We start from the raw sequence: 24,830 nt of genomic DNA, 5'->3' as shown, positions 1-24,830 counted from the left end.
TAAGTGGAATGCAACATTGACTGGGTAAACTTTGAATAGCAATGCTGCTGTCAGAGGTAAACACAATGATGATTCCACCAAATCAGGACGTTCTGGTACTGGCGGAGCGCTGGCTGAAACTGCTGTCCGACCTGGGCAGGGCTCAGGCCACACTCTCCGCCTACCGCAGTGCCCTCAGCCATTATTTTGCGTTCTGCAGCCAGAACAGCATTGAACCTGAAAAGGCCCGGTTTGAAGACCTGGCCGCCTACATCAGCCCTCAGCTACCCGGCATGCCTTTTCCCGCGGCCAGCGCCACGCTCCAGCTGCGCCTTTCTGCGATCCGTCTCTGGTATGACTTTCTGGTTTATCAGGATATCTGCAGTCTCAACCCGTTACCCCGTTCGGGTTTGCCGGGGAGCGCTTATACGGGACGCGGTCTGGTTCCCCGTATCACACGTCTGCCCGTTATTCCTGATGATGAGCAATGGCTAAGATTCCTGATGCATGTCTCTGCCGCCTCCCTGCGTGACAGACTGATGCTAGCCCTGGCGTATTACGGTGCGCTTCGTCGCGCAGAAGTAGCCTCCCTCATGCTTGAAGATATTGATCCTGCTCATCGTCTGATTCGTGTTCGCGCCGAAACGACGAAAAACAGGCGGGAAAGGATAGTCTGCTACAGTTCCGCCGTAACACCGGTGCTGACAAATCATTTCCGGCAGTTACGGCTCGCGGGTTACCGAGAAGGTGCATTGTTTCGCTCGGCTTCTGATCGTAACCACGGTGCCCCCCTGTCTTTCTGGAACTGGAGTAAAACTGTCCGGAAATGGGCACTTGATGCCGGCCTTCCACAAATCACCACACATACCTTCCGCCATCTTCGTCTGACGCACCTGGCACGCTTTGGATGGAAACTCCATGAACTAGCCGCATACGCAGGACACCGCGATCCGCGTACTACCCAGATTTACATCCATCTTTCAGGTTCTGATTTGGCTGGTCGGATGGCCGCTGCAGTAGCTGAAATTGATCGAAAAGTTGCCGGCCTTATTTTTCAGACGGAGACTCGCTGATGAAAGAAGAAATAATCATGTGTACTTATAGCCCCTTTGAACGTACAGATTATCAGCTGAATGATGTGCTCACTGCTGAAGAACGGGCAGCGCTAAGTACAGGCCATCGCAGATCAGCCGCTCTCGAACAGCCGGATTCTTTGTCATTGTTACTGATGCCTTTGCAGGATATTGCCACTCGCAGTGGAACCAGTGACAGGCTGATCAGAATCATAATTCTTTCCGTTCTGGCAGAAACACACCGGACAGGGAAACCCTGCTGGCAGTGGCCGCAGGAAAAATGGATTTATCTGTTACAGCAGCATGAATCAGGCAGGCCGCTGCTTGCCGCTTTTGCCTTTCATCTTGGCCCATTTTCTTCTCCGTTCAGTTTGCCGCATCAGGGCGCGCCGTCGCTGTATGCCCGAGCCATTTTTGGACAGAACATTTTCAGTCAGGAGCTCAGCCGTCTGACTGAAGTTCTGGTTTCGCTTGGGTATAAAAGTCAGAACCAGAAAAATGCTCTGTCAGCCATACTCGGCGTACTGATGCTGATGAATAAAAATCCTCAACTTGAAAGCTTTACGATCGATCTGCTGTGGCGGGCGCAGAATTATCACGACCGGGGAATAGCAAAAACAGCTGACAGGGTTTCACACGCACTTGCCGCAATGGGCATCATAAAAAATTCTGTGCGTATGCGGAATTATAAAGAATGGCATGAAAAACCCACGCAAGGTATCGCGGCAGACTGGGTCAGGTGGTGCCGGAAATGGAGGCATACGTCAGTGCTTCGCCCCCGATCGCGGGAGAACCAGTACAGTTTTATTCTCCGCTGTGGGCTGTGGCTTGCCCGTGAATATCCGGATATTCACGAACCGGCCGACTGGACAATGGAAACCTGTGCCAGCTTTATTGCGGCAGTTGGACGAATGAAGGTGGGCGAGCTGTCACTGGGCACCGAAGGAGGTGCCCGGCAATCTGCCCGGATAGGTGAGCCCTTGCTGCCGAATTCCCGTAGTGGATTTGTTTATGCGGTTCGCCGTTTCATGATCGATTATGAAAACTGGGGCTGGGGGCGACTGAAATTCAGTCCGGCACGACATCTCTCTACGCCTGGCACTCCACTGTTCCGTCAGAGTGTAAATCCCCGCGTCATTGATGATCCGGTCTGGCTGAAGCTGATCTGGGCAAGCCTCAATCTGCGCCATGAAGATCTCCTGAGTGACATTCACTATCCTCTGTCCATGTTGCAGGCGATGGCCGTTATCTGGACACATGCCGGGCTGCGCCAGAACGAGTTAATGCGTCTTACTGCTGGCTGCATCACTCTGCAGGCGGATGATATCAGGCGGGAGGATGGCAACATCATTCCGGCAGGAACGCTTTGCTACCTCAGCGTATCGGCAGGAAAAACGTCTAAAACCTTTGTAAAACCTATCTCTGCCGTCGTGAAAAAGTACGTTGATATCTGGCTCAGCGAACGTCCACAGGAACAGGCAGCTCTTACGGATGAGCGTACCGGTGAAAAAGTCCGCTTCCTGTTTCAGTTTCGGGGCAAACCTGTCGGCAGGGATGTCATAAACCGGACTGTCATCCCGGTTCTCTGTGCCAGAGCGGGTGTGCCTGCGCAAGACAGCCGGGGGCCAATTACCAGCCATCGGGGGCGCGCTTCAGCAGTTACAGCCCTGGCCAGTGTTCCACAGGGCATGACTTTGTATGAGCTGATGCAGTGGTCAGGTCATTCTACGCCTCAGTCCACCATGCATTATATTCGTATACGTCCTACCCAGCTGGCTGCGTCTTTTGTGAAGGCGGACCGGGTGGCGCATATGATGAGCGTGCTAATCGATCATGATCCGGAGGCTGTCAGCCTGACCGGACCGGCAACCTATTACGATTTAGGGGATTCTTTCTGTACGAACCCATTCTGGAGCAGCTGCCCTCACCGTATGGCCTGTATCGGGTGCGATTTTAACCTACCTAAAGAAAGCGCCAGAGGCCTGCTGCTGGAAAGTAAGGCTTCAGTGAAGCGTTATCTGGAGGAAGTTCCGCTGACAGCTGACGAGCAAGAAATTGTCGTTAACGATATGGAAAAACTGGATTATGCATTGAAAAAACAGTAAGGCACCCTGTTTCGCCCCGGAGAAGCATTTTGCCTGAAAAATGAATGCTGGACCCGGGGCGAAGGTTCAGACAGGTTATATTACTTTCTCATTAAAGATTCCCAGAGGTCCTCCGCCAGAAACCTGCTTTACGTTAACAGACCCCAAAGCGGAAGATGATTATTTTTTCAGCCACGTTTCCATATGCTCAATTTCACCTTTTTGCGCTTTGATAATGTCCTCTGCCATCTTCTTCATTTCCGGATCTTTCCCGTATTTCAGTTCCGTTTCGGCCATGGCAATAGCCCCTTTGTGGTGCTCAATCATGCCCCTGGCAAACGCTCTGTCAGCATCCTGCTCCTTCATGGCATTCATCATGCCGCTGTGCATCTTTTGCATGCCAGACATGTACTCTTTTGAAGCCGGGGACATATTCATATCCTGGGACATCTTTGAGTCCGGCTGCTGGGCTATAACGGCAGCCGGCAGGGCAAAAATCAGTGAAGCAAAAACAAATTGCGTTTTTTTCATAACGTCACTCCTTCATGTATTGGATTCAGACTTCAGATTTTCCCGATATCCTTTAATGTGCCGGGAAACCTATTACTGATACTAAGGCAGTACAAGGCCATGAAAATTGCCGACCTGCCGGTAAAACGTTAAAACACCTCCCGGGGAGCCGGCATCATGGCCGTGAACGTAATTACATTATCGTTCATGGAAACCTGCAGATCGCCCTCATGAGCCAGTAAAACAGAACGGGTGATGGACAGCCCCAGCCCGGCACCGTCCGTATTATGCTGACGGGAAGCGTCGCCCCGGTAAAAGCGGTCAAAAAGCCGGTTCAGACTATCCCGGTTGATATTTTCTGTGGGGTTAGAGATATGTATAAAAACCCTGCCGGCGTGGTGTTCAGCCAGCACATTAATAGCTGATCCCGGTAATGAATATTTTATGGCGTTAGTTATCAGATTACTCATTGCACGACGCAGCATCAGGCGATCGCCTCTGACAACTGCCTCCCCCTGCAGAGAAAGCGTTTTGCCGCTGTCACCGGCAAGCGGTTCAAAAAAATCGAGGAGCTCTTCCAGCTCTGCGTTTAACGAAACGTCCTGTTTCTCCAGAGGCATCAGCCCGTTTTCAGATTTAGCCAGGAAAAGCATATCACTGCTCATTCTGGCGAGCCGGCTCAGCTCTTCCAGATTTGAAAAAAGTACCTCACGGTAACTTTCGGCATCACGTTCACGGGACAGCGCAACCTGAGTCTGCATCATCAGATTACTGACAGGGGTACGCAGTTCATGCGCGATATCCGAAGAGAACTCAGACAGACGACAGAATGAATCTTCCAGCCGTTCAAGCATGCTGTTAAATTCAGCTACTGTTACCTTTAGTTCGGCTGGCAGATTATGGCCAGGGAGACGTTTGCTCAGGCTGTTAATCGTAATTGCTGAGGCAAGCCGGTTTATTTCATTCAGAGGCCTGAGTCCCATCCGGGTGACGAGCCATCCCAGAAAAACGGAGATAAATATCAGGGCGACATTAAACCAGACCAGCCATTTTTTAAGCTGACCGATAAACTCATCATGAAGGCTGGTATCATAGGCGGCCGTAATCAGTACATCGTTTAGTTTTCCTGCGCTCTTCGCATTAATTTTTCTGACCATAACGTTATAACGCCAGCTATCTTCCTCTACCGTCTGCATAATACCCGGACGGGTAGCTTCGCCGCTAAAGCGCTCATAAGGCACCAAAAAACCGGGTGATGAATAGTCGGCCAGCATCTGGTTATCAGTTGTTTTAACGGAAAGATAAAGTCCGCTGTGACCAACCATGGCATCCGAAAGCTTTCGTGCAAGCGATGCGCTGTCGAGCTTTCCGGCGTGCACCTCGCCCTCAAGAAGCTCTGTGGCAAGTTCAAGCTTTCCGGTCAGCAATGTGGCATCCTGATGACGAAAATAACTGCTGAGGGCGGCTACAAGCAGCACACTCGAAAGAAGCCAGACGGACATCATCACGCCGGCAAAGATTATGCTCAGTCGTGATGTCAGGGACCAGTTACGCTTCACTCTTCCCGTATCTCCAGCACATATCCGATACCCCGTACCGTGTGAATAAGCTTTGGTGTAAAGTCATCATCCACCTTACTGCGAAGTCGTCTGACGGCCACATCAATCACATTGGTATCGCTTTCAAAATTGATATTCCAGACCAGAGATGAAAGCAGGCTCCTTGGCAGCACCTCTCCGGTCCGCTGTAACAGTAGCTCAAGCAGCACAAATTCTTTAGCAGACAAATGTATCTTTTTGCCGGAACGGCTCACACTCCGGCGGGTGACATCCATAACCAAATCAGCAATGCGGTGCGTACCGGACGTTTGCGTACGGTTGCGTCTGAGCAGGGTGCGGATACGCGCCAGGAGCTCGGCAAAATCAAAGGGTTTGAGCAGATAGTCATCCGCGCCAAGATCGAGACCTTTAATCTTTTCACTGACGTTATCCCGGGCAGTCAGAAACAGCACGGGCTCTTCGTGCCGGGCCATACGCATCTGCTGAAGAATATCCCAGCCGTCCATTGAAGGCAGCATTACATCCAGAATAATGAGATCATAATGCTGTCGCAGGATATGCTCCAGTCCCTGACGCCCGTCGTTTACAAGGGTTACATCATATCCCGCTTCCAGAAGCCCCTGTTTCAGGTAGGTACCGGTTTTCAGTTCATCCTCAACGATCAGCATAGTGGTCATGGGCAGCTTTCCTGCAGGCTACGGTTAGTCGTTATTCCATACCGGTACCCGGCGATAGCGTGCCCAGCCAGGCGACGGTTGCCAGTATCAGTACCGAAACAGTAAATTCCGTGATAATGCTTTTACGCATCAGGTAAATACCCATCTTATATTGGCCCTGAAGCAGGGCCGTTTCCAGTCGCGGTGTAAGCCGGAAGCGATTGGCGGCGGCCAGCAGCAGCATCAGAAAAAACAGAACAGTTTTTACCAGCAGCAGCAGACCATAGTCACTGCCCGGCAGGGTACTCAGAGGCTTTTCAACGATAAATACGAAGTTAACCACGGCGGTGATGACAATGCTCAGCACAATGATCGTGCCGGCACGGGCAAAACCCGACAACGCTGCGGCCAGCTGGCTGGCATAGACAGCCTTTTCAGCCTTTTTGATGCATAAGAGCAGAGTAAAAGCCGCCAGTGCACCGATCCAGGCCCCGGCCGCTGTCAGATGAATGATATCGCTCAGAAGATGAAGATAGTAGCTGATGCCGTCATTCATTGCCGCATGCCCGCCCCATGCCAGTGTAGCAAGTGCTATACCGCCGGACAGGGTAAGCACATAACGTGACAGCCCGACATGCCTGAGCCGCAGGCCAAGCCCGATAAACGCCATGACCAGTGCAGCGAAGCGGATAACCCAGCTCATGCCCACTGCAGTTTCCCCGACAACCATCTCCATAATATGGAGAGTCAGTTCGCCGGGATCACTGACGCCACTCATGGCCTGAGCGACAAGCAGCATATTTGCAAGGGACAAAACCATGCCAGCAGAGATGAGCGTAAAAAAGAACGACCAGACGCTGAACAACGATACCGATTTCTTCAATACTCCCTTTACCCCATAAATTTCGAATAAAGGCAGGCCAAAAAGAAGCATAAGATCAAGGTAAAGAAAAAAACGGATGATAATAAAAGTCTGATCGTTCATGGTATTACTTCACGCTGAAACTGTAGTTGCCGGTCCGGGGGTGAGTATCAGAAGATACCGCCCGCCATTCCACTTTATAGGTTCCTGCAGGCAGAGTTTTTGCCGGTGTGATAATCATCGTTTTCGGATCGCTGCCCGCTGAGACTTTAGCCGCAACCGGCATTGGCGCATGAGAAGACATGCCCGGCATGGCGGTCATTACAAGACGGGCACCGGAAAATTTCGTTACCAGATTTTCGGTGAAATGCAGTTCCAGTTTAGACGGTGCCGTTATCTGAGACTTATCAGCAGGGACAGCAGACGCCAGTTCCGGATGAGCCTGTGCAGCAAAAGCCGCGCCAGAAGCAATTAAAGCGAAGAAATATTTGGCAGATGAATGTTTCATAATAATACCTGTTTTGTTTGAATTAACTGCATCAGAACCACATGCGAGCCCCGAGGAGGAAGCGCACTTCATTATCTTTTTCACCTTCACGGGCAGCCATATCAGCAGTATTGCCATAGAGCTGGCTCCACGAAACCCCCACGTAAGGTGCAAATTCTCTTTTCACTTCATAGCGAAGGCGAAGAGCAAGTTCGGTACTGGAAAGGCCTTTACCGGTTTCCCGTGCCTCATCATCTTTCCCGTAAATATTCGCCTCAAAGGAAGGTTGCAGGATCAGGCGATTGGTCAGCAGCACATCGTATTCGGCTTCCAGCCTGAGCGCTGTCCGTCCCTGCTCGCCGGCAAACGCAGTCAGCTCACTTTCAAAGTTGTACAACGCCATGCCCTGAAAACCAGCAGCCAGCCAGGTTTGCGGTTTTCCGGGCCTGAAATCCTGCCGGGCACCGGCAACCACGTCCCACCAGGGTGTCAGAGCATGTCCCCATAAAGCCTGAACTTCTGCGGATTCGGCTTTACCTCGGGTGGTTTCACCTTCGCTACGTAACCAGAGTCGATTGATATCCCCGCCAGCCCAGCCGCTTACATCCCAGCTGAAGCCACCCGGATCGTTGTTTTTTTGCCATTCAAGCTGATCGGCAAGCACAAAGTAATTTATGCTGTTGTCATGAACCTTATGCCCATGTACGTCCGGGAATGCTGCCTTACGGTCCGCCTCCGTAACCGGCGGAATGGGTGTACGGCTTTCTGCTGGCGCCGCGGGCTGCATGGATTCCATACCCTCCATACCGGATGTCCCAAGCGTCATTCCCTGCATAGCAGAATGGTCCATGCCTGACATATCATGCTGTTGTAAATTGTCAGATGGTCCCGTAGGTGCTGCAAACGCGGGCATCACTATCGCTCCGGCAAACGCAGTGCAGGCCAGCAAACCTGCAGCGGAACGTGAAAAATACTTTGTCATATCATTCCATCCTGAAACTGACATTATCGCTACCTCACTCTGTAACCCGGACTTCACGAAACATGCCGGTTTCCATATGGAAAAGAAGATGACAGTGATAAGCCCACCGCCCGAGTGCATCGGCAGTCACCCGATAGCTTCGGCGGGTACCCGGAGGCATATCGATAGTGTGTTTGCGTACCAGGAAATTACCGTCCTCATCCTCCAGATCGCTCCACATACCATGCAGGTGAATGGGGTGCGTCATCATCGTGTCGTTAACCAGCACCACACGCACGCGTTCGCCATATCGCAACGTAACCGGTTCTGAATCGGAGAATTTAATGCCGTTGAATGACCAGGCGAATTTTTCCATATGTCCGGTGAGATGTAGCTCGATGGTACGCGATGGCTCACGCCCGTCCGGATCGTCAAATGTGCTTTTCAGATCGGCATACGTAAGGACTTTTCTGCCGTTATTGCGCAGACCAATGCCCGGGTCACTTAATTTAGGCGCCGGCATCATGGCCTGCATATCAACCAGAGGATTGTCTGTTTCAGATGCAGGATGTTTCTGCATGTCCCCCATGCCACTCATACTGCCGTGATCCATCCCGGCCATGGCGCTATGGTCCATTTCCGGCATACTTTCTGCTGCTCCGGAGACACCAGAGCCATCCATAGCCTGCATAGCATTACCATCCATGCCCGTCATGGTGTCGTTATTCATGCTCTGCATCTGGCTGTGATTCATATCGCCCATGCTGCCATGATCCATGCCGCCCATACCCATATCGTCCATAGTCAGCCAGGGGCGAGGATCGGGAGCCGGTACCGGAGCATAAAGCCCTTCATGGACAGCCAGCGTGCCGCGAGCGTAGCCGCTTCTGTCCATAGACTGCGCGAAAATAGTGTAGGCATCTTCAGCCGGCTCCACGATTACATCGTAAGTTTCGGCCACAGCGATGCGGAACTCGTCAACAGCAACAGGCGTGACATACTGGCCATCAGCCGCCACGACCGTCATTTTCAACCCCGGAATGCGCACATCAAAGTAGGTCATGGCGGAACCGTTAATGAAACGCAGGCGTACCTTCTCGCCTTTACGGAACAGCCCTGTCCAGTTTTTTCCAGGGCCCTGCCCGTTCATGAGATAGGTATATGTGGCACCACTGACGTCAGCCAGATCCGTCGGATTCATCTTCATTTCCGCCCACATTTTCCGATCGGACAACGTACTGCCTAGACCTTTTTCCCTGGCGTCACGGAAAAAGTCAGAAACGGTAGGTTTCGCAAAGTTGTAATAATCGGACTGCTTTTTCAGTTTGGCGAGAATGTCTGATGCTTTTTCATCAGACCAGTCGGTAAGCATGACTATGTGTTCGCTGTCCCAGACAAACGGTTCTGGTTCAGCTGCATCAATAATAATCGGGCCATAGACACCTTCCTGCTCCTGCAGGCCGGAATGGCTGTGATACCAGTATGTACCGTTCTGCTTTATCTTAAAGGAGTAAACATAGGTATCGTCCGGCTCAATACCATGAAAACTCAGTCCCGGTACGCCATCCATATTCGCCGGCAGAAGAATGCCATGCCAGTGAATTGATGTCGGTTCAGAAAGGCGATTTTTAACTCTTAATGTAACGGTATCGCCTTCTTTCCAGCGCAACAGAGGGCCTGGCAGGCCGGCATTAATGGTTTTTGCATACCGGGTTTTACCGGTGATATTTAGCGGCGTCTCGCCAATAAACAGATCAAAGTCTGTGCCGGTAAGTGTGCGGGACTGCATCAGGCTTACCGCCGAGAATGCATCGAATGTTCGCAGGCCCAGTCCGCCCACAATGCCAGCGGCAGTGATCCCTTTAATGAAATTACGTCGTGAACTTTTAAGCTGCATGACTGAACTCCGGCAATTTTCTGTTATCCCGGGAGAATGGCTCTCTCCGCTCCGGAAGCACAAGCCGTGCTTACCGTTCAGGATGAAAAATTTTTTGTTACCGGAAAGCTACCACAGCTACAGACTTTGTGTGATTACAATTGTGTAATGTTGGAACGCACTGTTTATAAATTACATTTCTGTCATTTTTCGCCGTAACGTTTTTTCTTCTGTACGATGAACATCACTAAGGCCACAGGTAAACCCGGCCGGTAATTGTTTATTCTTATTTTACATTCAACGTTAAGGACTGCCACCATGAAAAAAGTAAAGCTTATCCCTCTTGTGATCCTGATTTCCGCTTCGTCCGCATGGGCACAGCAGCATCCTGAAACAGCACTAGATAACACTGATAACCGTGTTTCTGTCTCTGCGATGAATGAGCATGAACGTGCCATTCTTGCGCATGAGAGCATGGATAATGCAAACTCAGCTGCGCATCAGAGCATTATCGATATGCACCGTAAAATGATGCTGGAAGAGAAATAACGGATAGTATGTGGACAGAAAATTCGCCCGGAGTTTTCTGTTCTTCCTTGCCACTGCATCCGGGATGTGTTGTGTATTACCCTCATCATTAATGTTTTTCCGGTAAATCTTCTTTCAGGCTGATTTCAGCCGGCCCGCTGACTGTGGCGGGCTACATTTTTATATTTTAAACATTCTTTTTACCGCAGCCCCCGGTTTACTCAACGTGCAGTAAGGTGTAACTGTATTTCCCTTTTTTCACCCGGTTCAGGTCTTGTCTGCCAGCTAATCGCCCTAATCTGCACTGCAATCTGCGATTTATCTTCAGGTTAAGCCTGAAAGGCCTCATGTTGAAACGGTAGAAAGCATCAAAATGAATATACAACCGCTTACAGGATATCATCAGAGCCTATAGATTTTGTAAGTCAGTTTTTTACATTTCATGTCGTATACGCCGCTATTATGCATAATGAAAAACTCTAAACCGTTCAGAAAGGTGTGCTCTTGCTTCAGCCGTGAATATTTAAAATAATTGCCAGAGGAATTGATTAATGTGATTTGGCATCACTCAAAAAACAAGCGACATTAAGCAAATTATTTATTGAGAAACATCACACTCAGCCATGTAAAAAAACTAAGCTGATTTAAACAGCTTCAACAGAACTCCTCGCCATTAGTTCAAAGCGATAACATCTTCAATTGCAGCAGGAAAATAAAAATTAAATCTTATAAAAAAGATGTTTATTTTTTGTAAGCGTTGCAAAAAAGCCCCATATAGGGGCTAATTTGAATAAAGGGATCGTATCTTTAAGGTAAGAATATCTACATCTGCAAAAACATTAAGGACTGATATAGCAACCCGCTTCCGTCAGTTTTACTTCATACCGCGATGTATTGCAGCCATTGACTGGTGTGCTTCTGACTGGCCGTTACTCATATTTTCGTGGGCAACGGCGGCCCTTTCATGTTCATCCATTTCTGCAAAAGATGGCGCGGTACTTGATTTCATGCCGGCCATATCATCTGACATTTTCTGATGGTTCTTCGCCATTTTCTGATGGGCATCAGAAGCACCATTTTTCATGGAATTATGAACATTAAGGGCCTGTTCATGCTGATCCATACTCTTCATTTGTAATACTTCCCCCCTGACAGATTCAGGAACGGATGAAAACTGTTGCTGATGCGCTGCCGCCTGGGCATTATTAACATGCTCATGAATGTTGATATTTCCATCCGCCCAGGCTGAAGGAATTAAGCTAAGTCCGACAGAGGAAGCGAAGATTAAACTTTTCATAATAAGTTTCCCGTTGATAATGGAATAAATAACGGACTGTCAAAGATGTCATCAACTAAAGAACTTACAAGCCAGACTGATTTCATCTTAAAAAAAGATAATATGCGTAACTCAGTGCCTGCGATTTCTGCTGATATTGATCCATAAAGACTGTTCCGCCTGCTTAGTGAGGACGATTCTACCAGCTGCATTCTGTTGAAGGCGTGACAGCTTAATGACACCTCTGTAATATATTTATTATTCATCGAAAAAACTGGAGGCGTTCGGGAAACTATGTAGCCATTCGTGGTAATAGCAATATGAATCGTGTCGAAACTGTATCTGATTCGACCCACACTTTTCCGTGATGTGCGTTCACGATTGACTTTACAATCGCCAGACCAATCCCACTGCCTTCCCCCTTCCTTTGCCGCGATGGATCGACGCGATAAAACCGATCAAACAAACGTGGCAGGTGTTCTGCAGGTATCAGTTTTCCTGGATTTTCAACTATAAGCTGAACACTATTCTCACTTCCCGCAATGGTTACAGTAACTGTCTTCCCTGACTGCGTATAACGCAGAGCGTTAGACAGAAGATTATTTAATGCCCTTCGGTACATAAGTGGGTCTCCTTTAATAAGGCAGCCCGACCCGTTTAATTGCAGAGAAACATTGAGTTCTTCTGCCCAGGCTTCGAAAAAATCAAACACTTTGACCACTTCTGTGCGGAGATCAAACATTATCCGCTCGGGGATCAATTGATTATTATCAGCCTGTGCCAGAAAAAGCATGTCGCTGACCATTTTTGTCATTCTGTTATACTCTTCCAGGCTGGAATACAACACATCTTCCAGCTCTTTCTGCGTCCTGTGCTGACTTAGCGCGATTTCAGTCTGTGTAACCAGGTTGGTTATGGGCGTTCTGATTTCATGGGCGATATCAGCAGAGAAATTTGCCTGTCGCGTAAATACATCCTCAATCTTTGCAATCATATGGTTAAACGATATTACCAGTTGCTCCAGTTCGATGGGAACTTTGGACGGTTCCAGTCTCATGTCCAGGTTCTCCGAGGTAATATTTTTAATGGCCTTGCTGACGTTGCGGAGAGGAAGATGCCCCTGGAGAACCGCTATGCGGATAATGAAAATTATCAACAGGCTGATTACGAAGGCAATGGCAATTAAATTCTTTTTTAGTGCTTCAAGGTAATGAAGATGAAAGTCAATCGAGAGCCCAATTATCATCTGATACGTCTGTGGTTTTCCGTTAAGCGTTGCTTTGCCTGAAGATGCAACGATTCTGTAAGTCTCCATTTTCATGTCAGAGCCGTTGCGCATAAGTAAAGTTGGCTCTTTTACTGTCCAGAGGAATATTTCCCTGGCCCGACTATGCGCTGTAAAGTTTGATGCATTGACCACAGAACGTAACGTCGCTCCTTGTGGTGAACTGAACAACACGTCACCCCCATCAGTCAAAATAAGAACAGCGACGTTGCGGTAATCTGATATGGATTCTTTGATTTTACTTATTTTTTTTTGGTCCGGAGCTACAGGTGTCTGCAGTATTCTGTTCATCGCGATACTGATTTGTTTCAGATCCCGCACATCCTGCTCTGCAAAGTGTTTTTCAACGGAATGCAGCATAAACCAGGTAAAAGCAAAAAACGCAATTATGGTGGACAGGCTGATAAAGAAGGTTAGTCTCAGTGCGAGAGAGTAAGGGCGCCCTGAGAAATTAAAACGCATCCGGAACCTCCAGGATATATCCCACGCCGCGGACCGTCTGGATCAGCTTAGGCTCATAATCGTTGTCTATCTTTGCCCTGAGGCGTTTTACTGCCACGTCTATAGCATTAGTATCGCTGTCAAAGTTCATATCCCAGACCTGCGATGCAATCAGCGAACGGGGCAGCACCTCTCCCTGATGACGAATGAAGAATTCCAGTAGAGAGAACTCCTTACTCGTCAGCAAGATACGTTTCCCTGCGCGGCTAACCTTTCTTGAAACAAGGTCTACCATCAGATCAGCCACCTTAAACTGGCTTTCCGTGATGACTGTGTTACCCCGTCGTAAAAGTGTCCTGACTCGGGCAAGAAGCTCAGCAAACGCAAATGGTTTGATCAGGTAATCGTCCGCGCCCAGCTCAAGTCCTTTAACCCGGTGCTCAATGGTGCCGAGAGCCGTAAGCAGCAAAACAGGCATACCTTTACCTGCGGCACGAAGCATACGAATAATATCCCAGCCGTTTACATCCGGGAGCATGATATCCAGAATCAGTAAATCATATTCGGCTGTTATGGCGAGATGATATCCGGTCAGACCATTATCGGCGTGATCAACTACAAATCCCGCTTCAGTAAGCCCTTTACTGAGGTACTCACCAGTTTTTACTTCATCTTCAACGATCAGTATTTTCATCTTGCTCCCCTGGCTGACTACCCGTGCCATTCATTCTATTTAGCCTAAGCATGTAATCAACGGCTTACGTTAAAAATGACAGCATTGTCATTATCCAGTCACCTGGCAAACAGAGAGCATTCTGTAACATCCCCCTATCAATACTCTGGACTTCATTTGAACCATTTACCAGGCCTGCCTGGAAGAGAAGCGTTATGTTCAAATTAAAACTATTAAGCATCAGCATGATTTTTATACTGGCTGGCTGCGTTTCGCTGGCACCTGACTATCAGCGGCCGGCAGCGCCAGTACCACAGCAGTTTTCTTTGTCACGCAACAGCCTGACGCCAGCGGTAAATGGCTATCAGGATACGGGCTGGCGTATTTTTTTTGTCGATCCCCAGGTTACCCGGCTGATCGATGAAGCCCTGACAAACAACCGTGATTTGAGAATGGCCGCCCTGAAGGTTGAAGAGGCCCGGGCCCAGTTCAACGTCACGGATGCAGACCGTTATCCCCAGTTGAATGCCTCATCCGGGATCACCTACCGCGTTGGTCTGAAAGATGACAAGCCGACCGCACAGGAGTACGACGCGGGTCTGGAGCTCAGCTATGAACTCGATTTTTTCGGCAAGCTTAAGAACATGAGTGAAGCTGACCGCCAGAACTATTTTGCCAGCGAAGAAGCCCGTCGGGCCGTACACATCCTGCTGGTATCCAACGTTTCACAGAGCTATTTCAGCCAGCAACTGGCGTACGAACAACTCCGTATTGCGCGGGAAACGCTGAAAAATTATCAACAGTCTTATGCTTTCGTTGAGCAACAGCTGGTGACCGGGAGTACGAACGTTCTGGCGCTTGAACAGGCCAGGGGACAAATCGAAAGTACCCGCGCTGAGATAGCCAAACGAGAAGGCGATCTGGCGCAGGCAAACAATGCCCTGCGACTGCTGGTGGGAACCTACCGCGCACTTCCGTCAGAAAAAACGATGAAAGGTGGTGAGATCGCACCAGTAAAACTGCCACCAAACCTGTCGTCACAAATTTTACTGCAGCGCCCGGATATCATGGAAGCGGAATACCAGCTCAAAGCAGCTGATGCCAATATTGGCGCAGCGCGAGCGGCGTTTTTCCCATCTATTACCCTGACCAGTAGTCTTTCCGCAAGCAGTACGGAGCTGTCCAGCCTCTTTACGCCAGGAAGCGGAATGTGGAATTTTATTCCCAAAATTGAAATTCCTGTTTTTAATGCTGGCAGGAACAAAGCCAATTTGAAATTGGCCGAAATTCGCCAGCAACAGTCGGTGGTTAACTACGAACAAAAAATTCAGTCCGCCTTTAAGGATGTATCCTATACGCTTGCGCTGCGGGACAGCCTTAACCAGCAACTTGAGGCACAGCAGCGTTATCTCGATTCACTTCAGATAACCCTCCAGCGTGCCAGAGGATTATATTCAAGTGGTGCTGTCAGCTACATTGAAGTGCTGGACGCAGAACGCTCCCTGTTCACGACACAGCAAACCATTCTCGATCTTACATATTCCCGGCAGGTTAACGAAATCAATCTATTCACCGCACTGGGTGGCGGTTGGGTACAGTAAATTTATTTAATTAATCAGGAAATAAAAAATGCGTAATTCACTTAAAGCCGTTTTATTGGGCGCCTTCTCTGTCATGTTTTCTGCCGGTCTTCATGCTGAAATACATCACCATGGCGATATGAATGCTGCCAGTGATGCTTCGTCACAGCAAATTATTAATAGCAACGGTGTCGTTAAAGACATTGATATGAACAGTAAAAAAATCACCATTTCGCACGAAGCTATCCCTGAGGTGGGCTGGCCTGCAATGACCATGCGCTTCACCTTTATGAATGCAGACGACACCATTAATGCGCTGAAAACCGGTAACCACGTTGATTTCTCGTTTATTCAGCAGGGAAATATCTCCTTACTCAAAAGCATTAACGTCACGCAATCCTGACTGTCAGCCCGGAGCGAATACATCCAGTGTGCCTGAACATTTAAAAAGATATTTCTGTGAATTAATGATCAGGCGCATATGTCAGGTGTTTTGATTTTTCAGCGAGAAATTGTATGGCTTCTTTAAAGATAAAATATGCTGCAATAATTATCAGCAGCCTGATAGCAGGAGGGCTGATATCGGTTACTGCCTTGCAGTATATAAACCCAGGAAAAAAAACAGTACAAACGGAACAAAAGGCACCCGAGCGAAAGGTACTTTTCTGGTATGACCCGATGAAACCGGATACCAAATTTGATAAACCCGGAAAATCTCCCTTTATGGACATGGACCTGGTGCCAAAATATGCAGATGAAAGCGGCGAGAAAATCAGCGATGGGATCCGTATTGATCCAACTCAGGTTCAGAACCTGGGATTAAAAACGCAAAAAGTCATGCGCGGAATGCTGAATTATTCACAGACAATACCGGCCAATGTTAGTTACAACGAATATCAGTTTGTCATTGTGCAGGCGCGCTCTGACGGTTTCGTCGAAAAAGTGTATCCCCTGACGATTGGCGATCATGTGAAGAAAGGTACACCGCTTATCGATATCACCATTCCGGAATGGGTGGAAGCACAAAGTGAGTTTCTCCTGTTATCTGGTACCGGAGGAACACCAACGCAAATTAAAGGTGTGCTTGAACGACTTCGTCTGGCCGGAATGCCGGAAAAGGATATCCAGAGACTGCGGTCAACCCGAAGTATTCAGACCCGGTTTACCATTACGGCACCGATAGACGGTGTCATTACGGCGTTTGACCTGCGCACTGGTATGAATATCTCAAAAGATAAAGTGGTGGCACAGATTCAGGGGATGGATCCGGTCTGGATCAGTGCAGCAGTACCCGAATCCATCGCCTATCTCTTGAAAGACACCTCTCAATTTGAAATTTCAGTACCGGCCTATCCGGATAAATCGTTCCATGTGGAAAAATGGAACATTCTTCCCAGCGTCGATCAAACCACCCGGACCCTTCAGGTACGTCTGCAGGTATTAAACAAGGACGAACGCCTTAAACCGGGCATGAATGCTTATCTGAAACTGAATACCCGGAGCCAGGAAATGTTGCTGATCCCGTCCCAGGCCGTTATTGACACCGGTAAAGAACAGCGCGTGATTACTGTCGATGCAGAAGGTCGGTTTGTGCCAAAAAGGGTCCATGTTCTCCACGAATCTCAGCAACAGTCCGGTATCGGCACCGGTCTCAATGAAGGTGATACGGTAGTAGTCAGCGGCATGTTCCTGATTGACTCCGAAGCCAACATTACGGGCGCACTGGAACGTATGCGTCATCCGGAAACAACGGACGGCACAATGCCGGCAATGTCCGCTCCGTCTGCAAATACACATTCCGGTCATTGAGGAGACGACGATGATTGAATGGATTATACGGCGATCGGTTGCCAACCGTTTCCTCGTTATGATGGCCGCTCTGTTTCTCAGTGTCTGGGGCACCTGGACTATCATCAACACCCCTGTGGATGCGCTACCCGATCTGTCCGATGTACAGGTGATTATCAAAACCAGCTATCCTGGTCAGGCTCCGCAGATTGTTGAAAACCAGGTTACGTATCCGCTCACGACCACCATGCTGTCGGTACCCGGTGCCAAGACCGTGCGCGGTTTTTCCCAGTTTGGCGATTCCTACGTTTATGTCATTTTTGAGGACGGGACCGATCTGTACTGGGCCCGCTCGCGTGTGCTGGAATACCTAAATCAGGTTCAGGGGAAACTGCCTGCCGGTGTAAGCTCGGAAATCGGGCCTGATGCCACAGGTGTAGGCTGGATATTTGAATATGCTCTGGTTGATCACAGCGGCAAACACGACCTTTCCGAACTGCGCTCCCTGCAGGACTGGTTCCTGAAATTTGAACTGAAAACTATCCCTAACGTCGCGGAAGTGGCATCAGTAGGCGGTGTGGTCAAGCAGTACCAAATCCAGGTTAACCCGGAGAAACTAACCCAGTACAGTATCAGCCTGCCTGAAGTAAAACAGGCCCTTGAGTCATCTAATCAGGAAGCCGGTGGCTCATCCGTTGAAATCGCCGAAGCGGAGTACATGGTCCGGGCCAGCGGTTACCTCCAGTCCATAGACGATTTCAATAACATCGTCCTGAAAACCGGAGAAAACGGTGTACCGATTTATCTGCGGGACGTGGCCCGCGTGCAGACCGGGCCTGAAATGCGGCGTGGTATAGCAGAGCTTAACGGTCAGGGAGAAGTCGCCGGCGGCGTCGTGATCCTGCGGTCGGGTAAAAATGCGCGCGACGTTATCACGGCAGTGAAAGATAAACTGGAGACCCTGAAGGCAAGTTTGCCTGAGGGCGTTGATATTGTGAGTACCTACGATCGCAGCCAGTTAATTGACCGGGCCATTGACAACCTCAGCTACAAACTCCTGGAAGAGTTTATCGTGGTGGCCATCGTCTGCGCCCTGTTCCTGTGGCATGTTCGTTCTGCCCTGGTGGCGATCATTTCTCTGCCCCTTGGTCTGTGTATCGCCTTTATTGTCATGCATTTCCAGGGGCTGAACGCCAATATAATGTCGCTGGGAGGGATCGCCATTGCAGTAGGGGCGATGGTAGATGCCGCCATCGTGATGATTGAAAATGCGCATAAACGGCTGGAAGAGTGGGATCATCAGCATCCGGATGAGCAGATTGACAACGCAACGCGCTGGAAGGTTATCACCGATGCCTCCGTTGAAGTGGGACCCGCGCTGTTTATCAGTCTGCTGATCATTACCCTGTCCTTTATTCCTATTTTTACCCTTGAAGGACAGGAAGGTCGTCTGTTTGGTCCGCTGGCCTTTACGAAAACCTACTCCATGGCGGGCGCGGCCGCGCTGGCCATCATCGTCATCCCGATTCTGATGGGATTCTGGATCCGGGGGAAAATTCCTGCCGAGACCAGCAATCCCCTGAACCGGCTGCTGATCAAAGCGTATCATCCTTTGCTGCTGCGAGTACTTCACTGGCCAAAAACAACCCTGCTGGTTGCGACCTTATCCATCTTCACGGTTATCTGGCCCCTGAGTCAGGTGGGCGGCGAGTTTTTGCCGAAGATAAATGAGGGCGACCTGTTGTATATGCCCTCAACATTGCCGGGCGTATCGCCGGCAGAGGCCGCTGCGCTCTTACAGACCACGGATAAGCTCATCAAAACCGTACCTGAAGTAGTTTCTGTTTTTGGCAAGACCGGGAAGGCCGAGACCGCGACGGATTCCGCGCCGCTCGAAATGATGGAAACCACAATCCAGCTCAAACCAGAGGATCAGTGGCGGCCCGGCATGACGATTGACAAGATTATTGACGAACTCGATCAAACGGTCCGTTTACCCGGACTGGCTAACCTCTGGGTGCCCCCCATTCGTAACCGTATTGATATGCTCTCTACCGGGATCAAAAGTCCGATAGGTATCAAGGTGTCAGGTACTGTTCTGTCCGATATCGATGCAACGGCGCAGAGTATTGAGGCGGTAGCCAAAACCGTGCCGGGTGTGGTATCTGCTCTGGCTGAGCGACTGGAGGGCGGGCGCTACATTGACATCGATATTAACCGTGAAAAAGCCTCCCGCTACGGGATGACGGTGGGTGATGTCCAGCTGTTCGTCTCCTCAGCTATCGGCGGCGCGACGGTTGGGGAAACGGTTGAGGGCGTGGCCCGGTATCCGATTAATATCCGCTACCCGCAGGATTACCGGAACAGTCCGCAGGCGCTGAAACAGATGCCGATCCTGACACCGATGAAGCAGCAAATCACGCTGGGGGATGTGACTGACGTTAAGGTCGTTTCCGGACCAACCATGCTGAAAACGGAAAATGCCCGACCTGCCAGCTGGATTTATATTGATGCGCGCGGCAGGGATATGGTTTCGGTGGTAAACGATATTAAGACGGCCATCAGCAAGAAAGTGAAACTTAGACCGGGTACCAGTGTGTCATTCTCCGGTCAATTTGAGTTACTTGAGCACGCCAACAAGAAACTGAAACTGATGGTACCGATGACGGTGATGATCATTTTCATTCTGTTATACCTCGCCTTCCGCCGGGCTGATGAAGCCCTGCTGATCCTGATGAGTCTTCCGTTTGCCCTGGTCGGAGGAATATGGTTCCTCTACTGGCAGGACTTCCACATGTCTGTGGCGACCGGAACCGGATTTATCGCCCTGGCTGGGGTGGCGGCAGAATTTGGAGTGGTCATGCTGATGTATCTGCGTCATGCCATTGAAGCACACCCGGAATTGTCCCACCGCGAGACATTCACATCTGAAAGTCTTGATGAAGCCCTCTACCATGGTGCAGTTCTGCGTGTCCGGCCAAAAGCCATGACCGTGGCAGTGATCATTGCGGGTCTGCTACCCATTCTCTGGGGAACGGGAGCAGGCTCAGAAGTCATGAGTCGGATTGCAGCACCCATGATTGGGGGGATGATCACAGCTCCGCTTCTATCACTGTTCATTATTCCTGCTGCCTACAAATTAATCTGGCTGCGTAGGCATAAAGCAAGGATATTATGATATCAAAAGGCCCTCTGTCAGAGAGGGCCTTTATATCAGGATAGGTATCAAAACTGCACTATGGCCATTATGAAAAGAGCGGTGTCAGTGATGCTGTCCCTCTCTTTTTCAGAGCCGACCTTGGTAGCATAACGCAGACAATATAAGCCAACTACGTCTCCTGTCACTGCCCGCCCTAATCCGATAGGCAGCAGCCCTGCTAATTACGCAACAGGCGCAGGCCGTTTGCTACAACAAGCAGGCTTGCTCCCACATCCGCGAATACCGCCATCCACATGGTCCCCATACCTGCAATGGTCAGGGCCAGGAACACTGCCTTGATCCCAATAGCCATAACGATATTCTGAACCAGAATGTTATACGTCTGCCGGGAGAGTCGGACAAAAGCCGGAATTTTACGCAAATCATCATCCATGAGGGCCACATCGGCAGTCTCGATGGCGGTATCCGTGCCCATTGCACCCATGGCAAAGCCGATATCGGCGCGGGCCAGCGCCGGTGCATCATTGATGCCGTCGCCCACCATGCCGGTCGTGCCCTGCGCCGTAAATGTTTCTACAGCACGCAGTTTATCTTCCGGCAGTTGATCCCCCCGCGCCTCATCGATACCAACCTGACCGGCAATGGCCTGCGCAGTGTGCGCATTGTCTCCGGTCAGCATGAGCGTTTTAACACCCAGACTATGCAACTGACTTATCGCCTCGCGGCTGCTTTCCTTCACCGTATCAGCCACCGCAAACAGCCCTAGCACCTGATGAGTGTCACAGAGCATGATGACCGTTTTACCCCCAGTCTCCAGTTCCGTTAGTGCAGCCCTGACCGCTTCCGGACAGCGCACCGTTTCTTCAGCCAGCCTCAGATTGCCCAGACTGTAGGTTTGACCGTTGATGACGCCGCGCACGCCGCGGCCTGGCAGAGCCTCAAAGTTTTCCACTTCATAACGCTGAATGCCATCTGATGCCGCCGATACAGCCTGCGAAACCGGATGATCGGAGTAACCTGCCAGGCTCACAGCCAGACTGCGCCCCTCATCTTCTGCCACCCCGGTATAGATAATCACATCCGTCTGTACCGGCTTACCGTGCGTCAGGGTGCCGGTCTTGTCGAGCGCCAGCCACTTCAGCTTTCGGCCTTCTTCAAGATAAACGCCGCCCTTGATCAATATCCCCCGGCGGGCTGCTGCCGTCAGGCCACTGACAATGGTCACTGGCGTGGAAATGACCAGCGCACAGGGGCAGGCGATAACCAGCATCACCAGCGCCTTGTAAATCCACTCCTGCCAGCTTTCACCTGCAATCAGCGGTGGGAGAACGGCAACTGCGACGGCAATAGCAAACACCACAGGGGTATAAATTTGTGCAAAGCGATCAACAAAGCGCTGCGTAGGGGCTTTTGCCCCCTGCGCTTCCTCCACGGCATGAATGATACGCGCCAGCGTGGTATTTCCGGCAGCGGCCGTTACACGGTACTCAAAGCCACCGGAGCCGTTGACCGTCCCGGCGAAGACCGGGTCACCTTCCCCTTTATCCACCGGCAGACTTTCGCCGGTAATAGGTGCCTGATTAATGGCGGTCCTGCCCCGGACCACCGTGCCGTCGAGAGCGATACGCTCGCCCGGTTTTACCCTGACCACGCTGTTAAGGGATACAGACCTGGCCTCAGTTTCTTTCCAGGAGCCGTCCGGTTGCTGAACCGTGGCCGTTTCAGGCGTCAGCTTCATCAGAGAGCCGATGGCATTGCGGGCGCGATCAAGAGATTTCGCTTCAATCAGTTCCGCAATCGTGAACAGCACCATTACCATGGCGGCTTCAGGCCACTGTCCGAGCGCCAGCGCCCCGGTGACGGCAATACTCATCAGGGCGTTGATATTCAGGTTGCCGTTGCGAAGAGCAATCCAGCCTTTTTTGTACGTGGACAGGCCACAGGCCGCAACGGCAGCCAGAGCAAGAGCCGCTTCCAGCCATTCCGGCATGCCCGCCCAGTGCATGGCTTCGGCGGCGATTGCCGCCACACCGGCAAGCGCGAGCGGCCACCAGTGTTTTTTCTTTTCCTCAGTGACCGCGTGCCGGCCATTACTGTCAGGAAGTTCAGGTTCAAAGCCCAGAGAACGAATGGCGGCCAGAACCGGCTCCAGCGTATCCGGTGCGTGAACCACCGTCAGTACACGCTGCATAAGATTGAAATCCAGTTCCTTGACGGCTGACATGCCGTCCAGCTTTTTACGGATCATGCCCTCTTCAACCGGGCAGTCCATCTGCATGATCCTGATACTGGTACGCACCCCGTCAGCGGTCACCTGCTGCGTCTGCAGCTCACCGAATGTGACAGGGGCAGGCGAGCAGCAGCTGCCTTCAGGCTGCATTGCTTTATCAATCGGTTCCGGGTCAAAACCCAGCGAGCGCACCGCCTGCAGAACCGGTTCCAGCGCCTGCGGTGTATGGGTCACGGTAAGCACCCTCTGTATCAGATTGAATTCAAGATTGCTGACGGCAGGTAATTTTGCCAGTTTTTTTCGGAGGAGCGTCTCCTCCGTCGGGCAGTCCATCTGCATGATGCGCAGACGCGTCTGAACGTCATCGTTGCGGGGAAGCTCTGCAACCGGTTCGGACATCTGGCTCAGTCCGTCCGTTGAGCAGCAGCTCCCGGTGCTGCAACAGGCCGGTGTGGTCTGAGTCGTTTTTGGTGGCATTTTCCCTGAAGCCTCAGTCGGGGCAGTGGCGGTATTTTTAACAGACGCCTCCTCTCCGGTTGCGGCTGATCCACATTTTTTATTACTGCAGCAGTCACTCATTTTTTTATCCCGTTCATAACGTATACTGGCATTAAAGACCCTGATGTAACTACAGGGTCAAGCTCAGAAGAGGTGTGATATGAAAATTGGTGAACTGGCCCGCCAGGCGGGATGTCCTGTAGAGACGGTACGTTATTATGAGCGAGAGGGGCTTCTGCAGGCCGCATTGCGGGACCAGACTAATAACTACCGCCATTACGATAGCGCACATCTCGAAAGGCTTATGTTTATCCGGCGCTGCCGGGCGCTCGATATGACCCATGAAGAAATCCGGGTGTTGCTGCAGGCGCGCAGCCAGCCAGACGCAGACTGCGGTACGGTTAATGCCCTGATAAATGAACATCTGAACCACGTTCAGGCCCGTATTCGTGAACTGAATATGCTGGAAAAACAACTATTTGAGCTCCACAGCCACTGCAATGCCAACCGGGCAACACGGGACTGCGGTATTCTGCGCGAACTGGAGCAGGCAGAAGAGCCTGAGGATATCGTGCCGGTTATCACTGCAGGTCATCTGGCCGGAAGACACTCTTACTGATGCTGCTTTCTGCCATAAGTAGAACGGTTCACTAAAGAAACAGGCTTTTTTTGTGATGTTACTTCGTCATGCCCGACCATTAAGGCAGCTGAAAGTGTGCTGCCGTTAAAATCTGTGTGATATCGTTTAACCGCTATTCCCTCATTAAGCTGTACTGAAAAGCCTGTAAGCACGTCAAAACATATATGAATTTATAAATATAAAGTTGACCTTTCGTCTGCAGCAGACGAGACTTGTTGCTGTCCGCCACGAAGGAGAAATTATGCCGTCACTTCTGCCCCTGCAACTTTTTAAGAATCTTTCTGACGAAACCCGGCTCAGCCTGGTGCTGTTGTTGCGCGAAAAAGGGGAGCTTTGCGTCTGCGAGCTTGTATCTATCCTGAAAGAAACACAGCCAAAAATATCGCGGCACCTGGCCCTGCTCAGAGAGAGTGGACTGCTTATCGACAGGCGCGACGGCAAGTGGATCCATTACCGGTTATCGCCACACATGCCTGCGTGGGCAGCAGCGGTCATTGAGCAGGCATATCTGTGTCAGCGGGATGAAATTCTTCATCTCAGTCAGCAGGCTGAGCGTGATAACGCAACCACCAACGGCAAAGCTGTCTGCATGTAAAAATTTTATCTAAACACATTCGATTAAACGCATATATTTACAGGGTACAGTTAGCAGCCCGCTTCAACGGGCAGTTATAATTAAGAAGG

The 24,830-nt window shown here is 50.5% G+C and carries 20 protein-coding genes; 9 read left to right on the top strand and 11 right to left on the bottom strand.

The window, feature by feature from the left end; translation table 11 throughout:
• Nucleotides 1-65 precede the first annotated feature (65 nt).
• Entirely contained in the window at nucleotides 66-1,052 is a 987-nt protein-coding gene (locus N1689_RS20825; protein ID WP_061717563.1) for a tyrosine-type recombinase/integrase, read from the top strand.
• Nucleotides 1,052-3,157: a tyrosine-type recombinase/integrase gene (locus tag N1689_RS20820; protein ID WP_260060073.1), complete on the top strand. Its 2,106-nt coding sequence runs from the start codon at nucleotides 1,052-1,054 to the stop codon at nucleotides 3,155-3,157. The genes N1689_RS20825 and N1689_RS20820 overlap by 1 nt, the downstream gene beginning before the upstream one ends.
• A gap of 159 nt (nucleotides 3,158-3,316) precedes the next feature.
• On the opposite strand, the gene N1689_RS20815 is transcribed toward N1689_RS20820, so the two are convergent.
• The 7 genes from N1689_RS20815 to N1689_RS20785 all read right to left on the bottom strand — a co-directional run bounded on the left by N1689_RS20815 (nucleotide 3,317) and on the right by N1689_RS20785 (nucleotide 10,068).
• Nucleotides 3,317-3,667 carry a DUF305 domain-containing protein gene (locus N1689_RS20815; protein ID WP_039389835.1) on the bottom strand — a complete coding sequence of 117 codons (351 nt, stop codon included), beginning with the start codon at nucleotides 3,665-3,667 and terminating at the stop codon, nucleotides 3,317-3,319.
• 128 nt (nucleotides 3,668-3,795) lie between these two features.
• Nucleotides 3,796-5,205, bottom strand: coding sequence for a heavy metal sensor histidine kinase (locus N1689_RS20810; RefSeq protein ID WP_039389837.1), 1,410 nt, complete (start codon nucleotides 5,203-5,205; stop codon nucleotides 3,796-3,798).
• Nucleotides 5,202-5,882, bottom strand: coding sequence for a heavy metal response regulator transcription factor (locus N1689_RS20805; RefSeq protein WP_039389839.1), 681 nt, complete (start codon nucleotides 5,880-5,882; stop codon nucleotides 5,202-5,204). Before N1689_RS20805 ends, N1689_RS20810 begins: the two co-directional genes overlap by 4 nt.
• 31 nt (nucleotides 5,883-5,913) lie before the next feature.
• Nucleotides 5,914-6,846 (bottom strand): copper homeostasis membrane protein CopD, encoded by a 933-nt coding sequence (copD, locus tag N1689_RS20800; protein WP_061716749.1) that lies wholly within the window; start codon nucleotides 6,844-6,846, stop codon nucleotides 5,914-5,916.
• A 4-nt stretch (nucleotides 6,847-6,850) separates the two neighbouring features.
• A complete protein-coding gene (gene copC, locus N1689_RS20795) occupies nucleotides 6,851-7,231 on the bottom strand; it encodes a copper homeostasis periplasmic binding protein CopC (protein ID WP_039389843.1) in 381 nt (126 codons plus the stop codon).
• 31 nt (nucleotides 7,232-7,262) lie between these two features.
• Nucleotides 7,263-8,123 carry a copper resistance protein B gene (locus tag N1689_RS20790; RefSeq protein WP_405039016.1) on the bottom strand — a complete coding sequence of 287 codons (861 nt, stop codon included), beginning with the start codon at nucleotides 8,121-8,123 and terminating at the stop codon, nucleotides 7,263-7,265.
• A gap of 103 nt (nucleotides 8,124-8,226) precedes the next feature.
• Nucleotides 8,227-10,068, bottom strand: coding sequence for a copper resistance system multicopper oxidase (locus tag N1689_RS20785; RefSeq protein WP_115388348.1), 1,842 nt, complete (start codon nucleotides 10,066-10,068; stop codon nucleotides 8,227-8,229).
• A gap of 297 nt (nucleotides 10,069-10,365) precedes the next feature.
• Here N1689_RS20785 and N1689_RS20780 point away from each other — a divergent pair, with 297 nt between their 5' ends.
• The gene (locus N1689_RS20780; RefSeq protein ID WP_039389851.1) at nucleotides 10,366-10,596 is read left to right on the top strand and encodes a hypothetical protein; all 231 of its coding nucleotides are present in this window, start codon (nucleotides 10,366-10,368) and stop codon (nucleotides 10,594-10,596) included.
• A gap of 853 nt (nucleotides 10,597-11,449) precedes the next feature.
• On the opposite strand, the gene N1689_RS20775 is transcribed toward N1689_RS20780, so the two are convergent.
• The 3 genes from N1689_RS20775 to N1689_RS20765 form a co-directional block, all read right to left on the bottom strand.
• Nucleotides 11,450-11,872 carry a hypothetical protein gene (locus N1689_RS20775; protein ID WP_039389853.1) on the bottom strand — a complete coding sequence of 141 codons (423 nt, stop codon included), beginning with the start codon at nucleotides 11,870-11,872 and terminating at the stop codon, nucleotides 11,450-11,452.
• 271 nt (nucleotides 11,873-12,143) lie between these two features.
• Nucleotides 12,144-13,598 carry a Cu(+)/Ag(+) sensor histidine kinase gene (locus tag N1689_RS20770; protein WP_260060070.1) on the bottom strand — a complete coding sequence of 485 codons (1,455 nt, stop codon included), beginning with the start codon at nucleotides 13,596-13,598 and terminating at the stop codon, nucleotides 12,144-12,146.
• On the bottom strand, nucleotides 13,588-14,271 hold the full coding sequence (locus tag N1689_RS20765) for a copper/silver response regulator transcription factor (RefSeq protein ID WP_039389857.1): 684 nt from the start codon (nucleotides 14,269-14,271) through the stop codon (nucleotides 13,588-13,590). The genes N1689_RS20770 and N1689_RS20765 overlap by 11 nt, the downstream gene beginning before the upstream one ends.
• Nucleotides 14,272-14,465: 194 nt before the next feature.
• On the opposite strand from N1689_RS20765, the gene silC reads away from it, so the two are divergent.
• From silC to silA, 4 genes are all read left to right on the top strand, one after another.
• On the top strand, nucleotides 14,466-15,851 hold the full coding sequence (gene silC, locus N1689_RS20760; RefSeq protein ID WP_260060069.1) for a Cu(+)/Ag(+) efflux RND transporter outer membrane channel SilC: 1,386 nt from the start codon (nucleotides 14,466-14,468) through the stop codon (nucleotides 15,849-15,851).
• Between the two features lie 28 nt (nucleotides 15,852-15,879).
• Entirely contained in the window at nucleotides 15,880-16,233 is a 354-nt protein-coding gene (gene cusF / locus N1689_RS20755) for a cation efflux system protein CusF (RefSeq protein WP_039389861.1), read from the top strand.
• Nucleotides 16,234-16,346: 113 nt separating this feature from the next.
• Nucleotides 16,347-17,639 (top strand): efflux RND transporter periplasmic adaptor subunit, encoded by a 1,293-nt coding sequence (locus N1689_RS20750; RefSeq protein ID WP_039389862.1) that lies wholly within the window; start codon nucleotides 16,347-16,349, stop codon nucleotides 17,637-17,639.
• Between the two features lie 10 nt (nucleotides 17,640-17,649).
• Nucleotides 17,650-20,796 carry a Cu(+)/Ag(+) efflux RND transporter permease subunit SilA gene (gene silA, locus N1689_RS20745; RefSeq protein WP_039389865.1) on the top strand — a complete coding sequence of 1,049 codons (3,147 nt, stop codon included), beginning with the start codon at nucleotides 17,650-17,652 and terminating at the stop codon, nucleotides 20,794-20,796.
• A 199-nt stretch (nucleotides 20,797-20,995) separates the two neighbouring features.
• On the opposite strand, the gene N1689_RS20740 is transcribed toward silA, so the two are convergent.
• Nucleotides 20,996-23,407 carry a heavy metal translocating P-type ATPase gene (locus N1689_RS20740; protein WP_039389867.1) on the bottom strand — a complete coding sequence of 804 codons (2,412 nt, stop codon included), beginning with the start codon at nucleotides 23,405-23,407 and terminating at the stop codon, nucleotides 20,996-20,998.
• A gap of 259 nt (nucleotides 23,408-23,666) precedes the next feature.
• Between N1689_RS20740 and cadR the strand changes: the two genes are divergently transcribed.
• A complete protein-coding gene (gene cadR, locus N1689_RS20735; protein WP_039389869.1) occupies nucleotides 23,667-24,125 on the top strand; it encodes a Cd(II)/Pb(II)-responsive transcriptional regulator in 459 nt (152 codons plus the stop codon).
• 262 nt (nucleotides 24,126-24,387) lie between these two features.
• Nucleotides 24,388-24,741, top strand: coding sequence for a metalloregulator ArsR/SmtB family transcription factor (locus N1689_RS20730; protein ID WP_006785991.1), 354 nt, complete (start codon nucleotides 24,388-24,390; stop codon nucleotides 24,739-24,741).
• Nucleotides 24,742-24,830 lie beyond the last annotated feature (89 nt).

The organism is Pantoea sp. XY16, assembly GCF_025153065.1.
Lineage (GTDB): Bacteria > Pseudomonadota > Gammaproteobacteria > Enterobacterales > Enterobacteriaceae > Pantoea > Pantoea alfalfae.
Note: the sequence above shows the minus strand (reverse complement) of the source record. Positions and strands in the feature narration are given on the sequence as shown.